This window comes from Pseudoalteromonas luteoviolacea DSM 6061 (genome assembly GCF_001625655.1).
In the GTDB taxonomy this organism is placed as follows: Bacteria; Pseudomonadota; Gammaproteobacteria; order Enterobacterales; family Alteromonadaceae; genus Pseudoalteromonas; species Pseudoalteromonas luteoviolacea.
Genome location: NZ_AUYB01000052.1, coordinates 1 through 334 on the forward strand (window position 1 = coordinate 1; position 334 = coordinate 334).

A 334-nucleotide genomic window follows, 5' to 3' on the forward strand; every position below is an offset into this window, starting at 1 on the left:
TTTCACCGAGCAACTTAAAGCGGGCGATAAATCGGTATCCGGCCGCGTATTTGTAGATATCAATCAAGACGGCACTTTAAACGGTAATGACTTTGCCCTTGATGGCATTGCGATCCAGTTAAGTGGTCAGGATCTCTATGGTGAAACGGTAAGTCTGAACACCACAACAGATACACGCGGTGAATTTAGCTTTGGTGGCTTACGTCAGTCAGATCTATCTGGTTATAGGATCACACAAGGTGAGACAGATTATCTTGAAGGTCAGGATTATATTGGGTCAACCCCAGATCAATTTGCCTCTCAAAGCGAGATCAAGCTGGTTTTAGGCAATGAT

Annotated in this window: 1 protein-coding gene; it reads left to right on the forward strand. The window is 44.3% G+C overall.

All coding sequences use genetic code 11. The features are described from left to right. On the forward strand, positions 1-334 hold a 334-nt coding region (locus N475_RS02645; RefSeq protein WP_155732530.1), incomplete at both ends, for an SdrD B-like domain-containing protein.